This window comes from Mesorhizobium sp. BR1-1-15 (genome assembly GCF_020165475.1).
Classification (GTDB): domain Bacteria; phylum Pseudomonadota; class Alphaproteobacteria; order Rhizobiales; family Rhizobiaceae; genus Mesorhizobium.
The window spans coordinates 20335-30665 of the sequence record NZ_JAIUIF010000028.1 but is presented as its reverse complement, the minus strand read 5'-3'; the positions used below and the strand labels follow the sequence as shown (position 1 = coordinate 30665).

Genomic DNA, 10331 nt, shown 5'->3' with positions numbered 1-10331 from the left:
CCTCCTCCCCCGCCACCGCCCTTCGCGCGCGCGATGCCACCAAAGGCGGCGTATGCGATGCTTGCACCCAAGGCCGAAAGCAATACACGACGAGACGTAAACACTGTTCGATCCTCCTACAATTTCTGTGAAACTTCGGAATTTGATAATCGAAATGCGACACGCACGCGACTTCCACCCGCAAGACGAGAGGGGTCCTTAAGCGATGCTACCGTAGTGTTTAATTGATTTGCGAGTTCCGCTTTAGCTTAACTTCGTCGACAGAAAAATATCAGATTTTACAATTTTGGCTAAGAGGAATTTCAGTGCCCAAATCGAAATCTCAACCTATCCTGCCTTGAGCGATTTGCTGATATAGAGTGTAGTGCCTCCGCTCCCGACCACAGTTCCTTTGGCGGGCTTGGAAATTGCGGGGCCCCCATCTCACCGATACATTCAGTCTTCAACTTGAGCTTGGGGTTTGCAAGGAAATCAGCAACTACTTTCGACCCGCACGGATCGGAATCTATGACATCGTGTCCGATCCCCCGAAAGACCACCACCTGGCCGAAAGGAAGGGTCTTCGCCGCGTGGTCCGCCCATGCTGTCGGCGTTGCTGGATCATATTCTCCCGACAACAGAAGAGTGGGTATGTCAGTGCGGCGCGGCTGCACCTGCGATGCTGGCCCGTTCTCAAGCATCCAAAGAGGGCATGCCCAGGAGTAGTCGTTCAGCTCAACCCATTTCGACCAGTATTTGTCCTGCTTGCCATTCAGATCGGGGAGATCGCTGTCGGAACAACTTACAGAGAAGTCCATACCTTGGGAGATCTCCAGGTCGTCAGCATCGAAAAGTATCTCCGCCAGGGGTCTGAAATCCTGTTTGTATGTCCTCTCGATCAGCTCCGGCAGGGTCAGGAGCGCATCGCGATCGTATAAAATGCCGAATATAAGCTCGAGGAAATCTGCCCCGGAGACATATGTGTAGCGCGCCTCTTTATCTGTGCTGCGCAAGAGCAAAGGCTGCCGATCCAGCTGTCTTGCAATAAGCTGAACAGCATTGGATATCCCATTCATGCATCTGTTCGCTGCCTCACAGTCTCGCTCTAGCAATTTTAACGATCGGTCGAGATTCGGCCCATCTTCGTTCAGGTAATTGATGTCCAGAGGAACAACTGAATCCAGTATACTCGCCGATACCCCTTCGGGGTGCTGGTTCATCACTTCGAGTGCAAGCCTGGTGCCATACGAGACGCCATAGAGAACCCACTTTTCTATCCCGAGAGCCTTCCGAAGGTCATCAATATCCTCCGCATTCTCCCCAGTGTTGTAGGCATCAAGATCAATGCCCTTTGCGATCAACGCCGTCCTGCATGCAAGAACTTCATCTTTTTTGAGCTTGCTAAAGGTGGTTTCGACCTCAACGCTCGAGAGAATGGCGTTCCAATGATCGGGCTTGAAATATTGAGAACAGTCCAAGGCGGGAGCGGACTTTCCGATACCCCGCTGATCAGCGACGATTACTCGGCGTCCGATCATCCAACTCTGGGCGCCGATGAATTCCCACCATCCATCGATGTCGTCGCTATTGGCAATGTCGGTAGGCTGCCCCGGTCCTCCTGTGAGAAACACCACCGGTTCGTGCCGTTCGCGGTCCGGTTCGAATACGACCACGGACAGGACGACCTCGGTACCGCCCGTCTTCTTTCGATTTTCTGGAACATTCACGGTCCCACACGTCATTGCCCGATCCCGGGGAATTTCGAACCAACAGCTGGTTTTCTTGAACTCACCCGCAGTGAGCTCCCCACCCCCCAGGCAAATGAGGAACGCAACCGACGTGACCACGAGAAGAAAACACCAACCTGGTTTGATGTACGCGCGTCTAAACACGGTAGACATCTCGCCCCTCATTTATAAGTATACGAAAACTGCTCGATTACGGATCGAATATTCTTCGCGTCATCGACAATCAGGAATAAAACGCCCGCAATCACGGATTCGTTATTTATTCAAGACGGAGAGTATTTCCCTCCGATGCCAAGGAACAATTCCGTATTTCAGAAAAATGGCAGGAAAAAATTTATCCCGTACCCGGCCTGACGACCCTCTCCATTTCGTGTTCCCAAGCCATATTGGGTTACTCCAACACAAAATTGGAAACAAGCTCGACAAACCGGGCGATTATATTAGCGCTTTTGATTGAGCCGTGCGCGAGACAGTTGGTCAGCACTGCGCTTATGTAAGCCGTGTTTTGCGCTACATTGCTCATCCGATTTTGCGCGGGTGCTCGCACCCTCCTCCTTATGGTGGATTCCCATTCTTTAGCATTAACGCATATAAAGACCGCGCTTCTGCACTCACGATGGGAACACAACCATGCGGAATCGAAAGTCACTTCAACTGGCGCTTTGGGCTTGTATATCGCTTTTTCTCACCGACGCCGCTTTAGCGAAAGATGCCTACAAGACTCCCTGTAGAGCGGACGCCAAGCGGGTGTGCCACATGGACAACGAAGTGAAGGCGCAAGGCTGCCTTAAACAGCACCTCAGCGAAGTCACGCCGGCTTGCAAGGCCTTCCTCACTAAACAATGAAATGACCACGGATCCTGTTGTTCCGCGTGCTCCAACAGCGGGGTTGCTCGCCGTGGGGTCTCACGCGATGGCACGATGAGCAAGGCGGACACCGTTCGCCCTGCCGGCATTCTGGTCCCGTTCGCTCCAACCGGGCGCCAGTCACGGCCCCGCCAGTTGCGTGGACATGCGAGGATGGCCGGGATTGACGAAAGGTATCAAAGGCCAGCGAGCGGCTGGCTTGTCTGTCTGACAGCCTGCCTCAGCCCACCCTGACCACGAAATGCTTCGTCACCGGCTCGATGATCTTCCAGGTTCCCTTGAAATCGGCTTCCACCACGAAGGCGTCGCCGGGGCCGACTTCGACCGGCGTGCCGCCGTCGGGCGTGATGATGATGCGGCCCGCGATCATGTGCACGAACTCATAGTCGGTGTAGGTGGCGTGATACGTACCGGGCGACGCGCGCCAGGTTCCGGAGATCACCTTGCCGTCCGCGGTCGTGTGCTGGACTGCGGTTTGCATGGTCGGCCGGCCCTCGACCGCGATCCAGCCAGGCAGGTCGCCGGCTTCCGCGTGTTCGACGGTGCCGAATTTCAGGATCGTCTTGTTCGTCATGCCGGGGCTCCGTTTTGCTTCGCTGTCGCACCGTCGGATAGCCGTTACGCGTGGCGTGGGCAATGCCGCCAGGGGGACCAGGGCAACCAATCCGGGTTCACCGGCGCCTTCGCACTGTTTGACGGAGCTCTGAACGAAAAAACCCGCCTGCTCGGCGGGTCCCTGGCGCGACTCAGCACCATAGGCAATTTGTAGCATTAACTGCCTTCACAGTCAATGAAGCTGAGTTCGCGGCCTTGCACCAGGAACCAGGCGCGTCCGCGCCTGGGGTGGGCGATTTGGCAATTCCTGCTGCTCCTCAGTCTGAAATCCTCAGGGCTTGTGGCGCGCCGCGACGAGTTCCGCCTTGCGCCTTGCCGTTTCCATTCCCAGCCCGATGAAGGCGCGCGCGTGCTTGGCCAGCGCCATGTTGTCCGTCCACAGATTACGCCAGATGGCGGTCTTCTTCGACAGGTTCTCGTCGACGATCTCCGAGGAGAAGGATTCGAAGCTGAGATCGTCGGCATAGCCGATCGCCGTCAGCGCATCGAATATCGCGGCGAAGTCGATATTGCCGGTGCCGAGGAAGCCGCGATGGCTCTCGCCGATATGGACATAGCCGATCTTGCCGGCGGCATGGCGGATGGCCAGCCCGACATCGGCCTCCTCGATGTTCATGTGGAAGGTGTCGAGGTGGAGAAAGATGTTGTCGGAGCCGGTGTCCTCGATGAAGGCCAGCCCTTGCGCGGCGGTGTTGAGCAGATTGCTCTCAAAGCGGTTGACGATCTCGAGGTTGAGCGTGACGCCTGCCGCCTTCGCGGTTTCGGCGACCTTGGCCAGCGTCCCGGCGCTGCGGTTCCACTGGTCTCGCGTCGGCGCCTCGGTCTGCAATCCGTGGCTGGTCGAGAGGATACCGGCGACCTTCTGGCCGCCGAGGTCGCGCGTCAGGGCGATGGTGTCGTTGAGGATCCCGACGCCGCGCGCGGCGACCGCCTTGTCGGCGCTCGAAATGTCGCCGTCGACCGGCAGGCCGATGCTGATCGCCACGCCGAGGTCGAGATCGGCGATGCGCTTGGCGAGCCCGCCAATATCGACATTGGCGGGGTCGAGATAGGAGAATTCGATCAGGTCGAAGCCGGCCTCCTTGGTGTTGGCCAGCGTGCGTTCGAGCTCGGCCTGCGTCGAGCTCGCCGACCAGACGAAAGAGTGGATTCCGATGCGCGACATGATCGTCTCCGGTTTTGCGACGAAATGAGGAGGACGCGGCAGGTCAGCCCGGCCGCGTCCGCCTTGGACTGATCAGCGGGCCGCGGTCCAGCCCTTGTAGTCCTTCAGATTCTCGGCGGTGATCAGCTTCGGATCGAGCAGCACCACCGGCTCCGCCGGCTTCTTGCCGGCAAGCACGTCGGCGGCCATCGTCAGCGACTGGCCGGCCATCACGTAGGGATCCTGCGAGGCAGAAGCCTTGATCATGGACTTGCCGGATGCCAGTTCCTTCTCGATGTCCGGCGCGCCGTCGACGGCGGTGAAGATGAACTCCGAGCGGTTGAGCTGCTTGGCGGCGAGCTCGGCGCCGATCGCCGTCGGATCGTTGATGGCGAACACCGCGTCGATCTTGTCGAAACGGGTCAGCAGCGACTGGAACACCTTCAGGCCGCCGTCGCGCGAGCCTTCGGCGTTCTGGTCGTCGGACAGGATCTTGATGTCGGGATGCTGGGCAAGCACGTTCTTGCAGCCCTTCACGCGCTCCAGGATCGACGAGGACGCCGGACCGTTGAGGATGACGTAGTTGCCCCTGCCGCCAGTTTGGTCGACCAGATATTGGCAGGCCTCCTCGCCGGCCTTGACATTGTTGGTCATCACGGTGACGTCGGCGCCTGGCGCGGAGACGTCGAAGGCCGCGACCACGATGCCCGCCGCCTGCGCCTTCTTCACCGCGGGCGCGATCGCCTTGGCATCGACGGCGTTGAGCATGATGACGTCGACGCCGGCGGCGATGAAGGAATCGACCTGCGAGACCTGCTTGTTCAAGTCATAGTCGGCCGACACCGACGTCACCTCGACGTTCGGATTGATCTTCTTGGCCGCGTCCTCGATGCCCTTGATGGTGGCGACGAAGAAGGGGTTGCCGAGCAGGCCGACCGAGATGCCGACCTTGTTCAGGTCCTTGGCCGATGCCGGCGCAATGGCGACGGCCGCGAACGCGGCGCCGCAGAGCAGTTTGGCGATGGTCTTCATTACGCTTACTTCCTCCTGATGCCCCGCGCCTCTCACGGTGCGTTACACAAGCCGGTCTTTGATGCCGGCGACAAGGTCACTCACGTTCTTGCCCCTGCCTGGAGCCTGTAGCGGTCGAGGGCGACCGCCACGATGATGACCAATCCCTTGATGATGTACTGCCAGATGTCCGAGACGCCGGCCAGGATGAGCCCGTTGGACAGCACGGCGATGATCAGCCCGCCGATCAGCGTGCCCCAGATCGAGCCGACGCCGCCGACGAAGCTTGTGCCGCCCAGGATGACCGCGGCGATGGCGTCGAGTTCGTAGGACTGGCCGAGCTGCAGGCCGTTGGCGGCATAGAGCCTGGCCGCCGACATGGCCCCGCCGAGACCTGCCAGCAGGCCGGACACGCCATAGACGAAGAGCAGCACCAGCGGCACCTTGATGCCGGTCAGCCGCGCCGCCTCGGCATTGCCGCCCACGGCATAGATCCAGGTGCCGAGCACGGTGCGTTTCAGCACCAGCCACGACACCACCACCACCGTCAGCGCGATGATGACCAGCCAGGGAACGCCGAACAGCGATCCATTGCCGATGAAGTCGAACGGCAGGTCGGAGTTGAACACGGTCGTGTCTTCACCGAGCAGGCGGGCGACGCCGCGCACGGCGGTGAGCGAGCCCAGCGTGACGATGAAGGGCGGCAGCCTGATATAGGCGATGAGCAGCCCGTTGATGACCCCGAAGCCGAGACCGACCAGAATGGCCGCCGGCACGCCGAGCAGGCCCCAGTCCGGCACCAGCGACACCAGCACCGCCACCATTGCGGAAGCGGCAAGGATCGAGCCGACCGACAGGTCGATGCCGCCGGTGAGGATGACGAAGGTCATGCCGGCGGCGAGCACGATGTTGATCGACGATTGCTGCGTGACGATCAACAGGTTGGTGCCGGTGAGAAAACGCGGATTGATGAACTGGAAGCCGGCCGCCAGCAACACCAGCACCGGCAGCATGCCGAGCGCGGCGAGAGCCGTGCGCAGCCGCCGGCTCCTGACCGCCGCCTGATCCACACTCGTCGTCGCGGTCGTTCTGTCGGTCATCCCTTCGGTCCTTCCTGGGCCGCTCCCGTCGCAAGTTCCATGATCGCTTCCTGGCGAAGCGCCTCGCCCCGGGACGCCGTCACCTCGCCCGCTATGGCGCCGTCGCGCATCACCAACACCCGATCGGCGACGCCGATCACCTCTGGCAATTCGCTGGAGATCATCAGTATGGCGATGCCCCTGTTGGCGAGATTGTCGATCAGCCGGTAGATTTCCGATTTGGCGCCGACATCGACGCCGCGCGTCGGCTCATCGAGGATGACCACTTTGGGTTCGGTCTCCAGCAGGCGGGCCAGCAGCACCTTCTGCTGGTTGCCGCCCGACAGCGAACCGGCATTGGCCTGCGCCGAGCGGGTGCGGATCGAGAGATCCGCGACGGCTTTCGCAGCGCGCCTGTCGGCGGCGGCGAAGTCCCGCAAGCCGCCGGCGCGCGCATCCCTGGCCAGCACGCCCATGTTGATGTTGTCGGAAATAGACATGTCGAGGAACAGGCCGAGTTCCTTGCGGTCCTCGGTGAGATAGGCGATGCCGGCATCGAGCGCCTCGCGCGGCGAGCCGATGGCGATCGGCTTGCCGTCGAGCTCCAGCGTGCCGGCGCTGCGCCGGTCGGCGCCGAAGATGAGCCTGGCAAGTTCGGTGCGGCCCGAGCCGACCAGGCCCGCCAGCGCCAGCACCTCGCCGTGATAGAGGTCGAAGGAGCAGTCCTTCAGCAGCCTGCCGTCGGACATGCCGCGCACCGACAGCGCCACGGCGCGCTTTTCGCCCGGCGGGCGGTGATCCTTCTTGTAGAACGCCGAGAGATCGCGGCCGACCATCATCGAAACGAGCCGCGAGGCGCTGAGGTCGGCGCGCTCCAGCGTGCCGACATAGCCGCTGTCGCGCAGCACGCTGACGCGGTCGGCGAGCTGGTAGACCTCTTCCATGCGATGGCTGATGTAGATGATGGCGATGCCTTGCGCCTTCAGCGTCGCGATCACCTCGAACAGCCGCTCGGTCTCGCGCGAGGTCAGCGACGTGGTCGGCTCGTCCATGACGATGATGCGCGCATTGGTCGACAGCGCACGCGCGATCTCGACCAGCTGGCGCTCGCCCAGTGACAGGCCGGAAACCAGGGCACGCGCCGAAAAGGAAACGCCGAGCCGGCCGATGATCTCGGTCGCGCGCCGGTTGCACTGGTCGCGGTCGACGATGCCGAAACGGCGCGGTTCGTTGCCGAGGAAAATGTTCTGCGCCACGGTCAGATTGGGCGCCAGCGACAGTTCCTGGTAGATCACCGCGACGCCGCTGGCGCGCGCCTTGATCGGATCGCCGGTCGCGGCGGGCATGCCATCGATCAGGATCTCGCCCCCGGGATCGGGACGATAGGCGCCCGAAAGCACCTTCATCAGCGTCGACTTGCCGGCGCCGTTCTCGCCCATCAGCGCGTGCAGCTCGCCGGCCTGAACGGTAAGCGAAACATCCTGCAGGGCGCGGATCGCGCCGAACGTCTTCGAAATATGGCGCATTTCCAGCACCGGGTGGCGTTCCGCCCCCATGCCGGCTGTCTCCGTTTTGGCCTGCGCGCTCATCGGGCTGCGACCTTGCCGGCGGTCCCGGCGACCAGATCGCGCCAGCCGTCGCGGTAGCCGGCGAGGCTGGTGAAGCGCGCTGCTTTCACCGGCTCCGGCGGCTCGGCGGCGAATTCACGCCCGACGCTCTCGAAAGCCAGGGCCGCAGCGCCCGTGGCGCTGCCTTGCAGCGAAGCGCCCTGCATGAAGGCCTGCTCCGGCCGCAGCTGCGCCAGCAGGCTGGCGAGCAGGCCGCCAGTGTTGAGCCCGCCGTCGACGATCACGGTGTTGCTGGAATGGATGAGGCCGAGGCAGAGGTCGAGCATCAGCGCGACATAGAGCAGTGCCACGGCCGCACGCTCGCCGGCATCAGGCGTGCGTCCGACCAGCCGGCCCGAACGGCCGGGCATCGGCCCACCCGGCGCGAAGCTCGGCAATGCCATCATGCCGGCATCGATCGCCCGCTGCACCGCCGCGCCTTCGACCGGGCCTTGCCAGCCGTCGCTGATGGCGGCGAATTCGCGCCCGCCCATGAAGCGGATGGTCGGCACCGGGCCGCCGTCCACATCGACATTGACCAGCATGTCGCGATCGGGGTCGAGCGCCTCGAGCGGACAGTCGGGATTGAGCACGATGACCCAGGTGCCGGTCGAAACCACTGTCACCGAGCCCAGCCCCTGCCGCCGATAGGCATGGAGCGCGGCATTCGAGTCGTGGACGCCGTTGTGGATGGCGAGCGGCCGCGACGCGCTGCCGAAGTCCTGTTCGCCGATGACAGTACCGGCACGCGCGAAGGCCGGCATCTGGTGGCGCCACCCCTCGGCGTCGACCAGTGAGGAAAAATCGTGACGACGCGGCGCCCACAGATGCGAATGGCAGCCGAGATAGGACACTTCGCAAACCGGCCTGCCGCCAAGGCGCCAGCTCCAATATTGCGGATAGCCGAGAATCCATTTCGCCGTCGCGAAAGCGTCGGGTGCGGCCTCCTGCAGCCACAGCATGTGGCGGCCGTAGTTGAAACCGAGCGGCAGCCGCGGCGAGAACGTCTCGGCGTAGTCCGGAATGCGGCGATCGATCCGCGCGGCGATTTCGGCCGGCGGCTCCTGCTCATAGTCGAGGATCGGATGCGTCAGCGCCGCGTCGTCCACGAGGGCGAAGGTGCAGCCATGGCCCGACACCATCACCCCTTCCACGCCATGGTTTTCGATCGCAGCGGTGACGGCGCCGAGCGCCCAATCGTGGAGGTCGGCCTCATCGAGCACGCTGAAGCCGCCTTGGCGCGTCCATTTCGGCTGGGTCCGGCGCTCGTCGAGAATGCGTCCGTCCTGGCCGAAGACGAACAGCTTCGAATTGGTCTTGCCGAAGTCGAGCACCGCGACCTTCATGCGATGGCTCCCATGGTGGAAGCAATCCGCACCATGACGCCGGCATCCTCCAGCATGCGCGCGTCGGCATCGGAAAGACCGTCGTCGGTGACCAGCGTGCCGATGCGCGACAGGGGCAGCGCAACGTTACGGGCCTGGATCGAAAGCTTGCGGCTGTCGGCCAGCACGACGATCTGGTCGGCGCACTGGCTAAGCTCGACGATCGAGCGCACCAGCAGCGGGTGCGATTCCAGCAAGCCTTCCTGGCCGATGCCTTGCGCGCCGAGAAAGAACTTCGAAGCGTAGAAAGGTGCCGGATGGGTGAGCGAGTGAATGATGCCCGGCTCGCGGTGCAGGTCGCCGCCGGCAACGGTCAGGCTGCAATGGCCATGATCGCTCAGATACGCCGCCAGCGGCATCGAGTTGGTGTAGAGCCGGATGCTGCGCTCGGCGAGCTTGACCCCGAGATGGAAACAGGTCGAGCCGCCATGCACGATAACCGCGTCGCCGTCGCGCACCATGGTCGCGGCTAGGTTGGCGATCTGCCGCTTGGCCTCGACCGCGAGGTCGCGATTCTCGTCATAGGGCCGGGCATAGGCGACGCCGGCCTGCGACGTGCCGTCGAGCGCCGAAACACCGCCATAGACCTTGCGCGCCTCGCCCGCCTCGTCGATCCGGTCGATGTCGCGCCGCACCGTCGCGGCCGAAACGCCGAGCCGCTCCTGCAGCTCCCGCACCGAGGCGAAGGGGCGATCACGCAAGAGTTCGACGATCTGACGCTGGCGGCCGGAGTCGCTCAACTGTTTCCTCCAAAACGCCGTTCTGCGACGGCAGTTGGTGTAACTTACTCAACATTAGCTCGATTGCAAGCCGCAACTGACGGTATTCGATCACGGTTGACGGAACTCACTCTTATCTGCGATATCAACCCGTCGAATGCCCGACCACCGCATTCG

Annotated in this window: 8 protein-coding genes; all 8 read right to left on the bottom strand. The window is 62.4% G+C overall.

The features are described 5' to 3' along the window. Window positions 1-302: 302 nt before the first annotated feature. Window positions 303-1880, bottom strand: a complete 1578-nt coding sequence (locus tag LB541_RS27985; RefSeq protein WP_224620077.1) for an alpha/beta hydrolase — start codon at window positions 1878-1880, stop codon at window positions 303-305. A 934-nt stretch (window positions 1881-2814) separates the two neighbouring features. After that, on the bottom strand, window positions 2815-3168 hold the full coding sequence (locus tag LB541_RS27980; RefSeq protein ID WP_140501578.1) for a cupin domain-containing protein: 354 nt from the start codon (window positions 3166-3168) through the stop codon (window positions 2815-2817). A 312-nt stretch (window positions 3169-3480) separates the two neighbouring features. After that, a complete protein-coding gene (locus tag LB541_RS27975; RefSeq protein WP_140584663.1) occupies window positions 3481-4374 on the bottom strand; it encodes a sugar phosphate isomerase/epimerase family protein in 894 nt (297 codons plus the stop codon). A 72-nt stretch (window positions 4375-4446) separates the two neighbouring features. Further along, complete coding sequence (locus tag LB541_RS27970) at window positions 4447-5385, bottom strand: ABC transporter substrate-binding protein (protein ID WP_224620076.1); 939 nt, start codon at window positions 5383-5385, stop codon at window positions 4447-4449. Window positions 5386-5465: 80 nt separating this feature from the next. Beyond that, the gene (locus LB541_RS27965) at window positions 5466-6464 is read right to left on the bottom strand and encodes an ABC transporter permease subunit (protein ID WP_140517933.1); all 999 of its coding nucleotides are present in this window, start codon (window positions 6462-6464) and stop codon (window positions 5466-5468) included. Further along, complete coding sequence (locus LB541_RS27960; protein WP_140517932.1) at window positions 6461-8032, bottom strand: sugar ABC transporter ATP-binding protein; 1572 nt, start codon at window positions 8030-8032, stop codon at window positions 6461-6463. Before LB541_RS27960 ends, LB541_RS27965 begins: the two co-directional genes overlap by 4 nt. Next, a complete protein-coding gene (locus LB541_RS27955) occupies window positions 8029-9396 on the bottom strand; it encodes an FGGY-family carbohydrate kinase (RefSeq protein WP_224620075.1) in 1368 nt (455 codons plus the stop codon). The genes LB541_RS27960 and LB541_RS27955 overlap by 4 nt, the downstream gene beginning before the upstream one ends. Then, a complete protein-coding gene (locus tag LB541_RS27950) occupies window positions 9393-10175 on the bottom strand; it encodes a DeoR/GlpR family DNA-binding transcription regulator (RefSeq protein WP_140517930.1) in 783 nt (260 codons plus the stop codon). The genes LB541_RS27955 and LB541_RS27950 overlap by 4 nt, the downstream gene beginning before the upstream one ends. Window positions 10176-10331: the final 156 nt, after the last annotated feature.